The organism is Bulleidia sp. HCP3S3_C9, from assembly GCF_052064035.1.
Classification (GTDB): domain Bacteria; phylum Bacillota_I; class Bacilli_A; order Erysipelotrichales; family Erysipelotrichaceae; genus Bulleidia.
Genome location: NZ_JBQHWJ010000164.1, coordinates 1 through 324, shown reverse-complemented (window position 1 = coordinate 324; position 324 = coordinate 1). Strand labels below are relative to the sequence as shown.

Sequence of the window (324 nt, the reverse complement as noted above, 5' to 3'; positions counted from 1 at the left end):
TGCTGAACTGAAAAGTTAAATTCCACTTTCGTATACACAGAATAGAATTTACTATTTCACCAGCTTCCAGTTGATTTTACTCTTTCAGAATGTTTTATTTTTCTCAGCTGGATGTGTTGCCGCAAAGAAAGGAGATCATACCATGGCAACATCTAACAAGAATTTACATTTAACTGATGACGAACGCAGAATCATTCAACGCGGTATTGAAAGCAATTCTTCTAAAAAGTCCATCGCAGATACGCTTGGCAAAGACAAATCTACAATTGGCAAGGAAATCAGGAATCATCGTACTCTCTCTTACAAATCAAAGTATCCTGTCGA

1 protein-coding gene is annotated in these 324 nt (G+C 36.7%); it reads left to right on the top strand.

Translation table 11 applies throughout. The features are described 5' to 3' along the window. Nucleotides 1-142: 142 nt before the first annotated feature. Nucleotides 143-324 (top strand): helix-turn-helix domain-containing protein (locus tag ACTND6_RS11260; protein WP_441045132.1); only part of this gene is annotated, 182 nt, incomplete at its 3' end.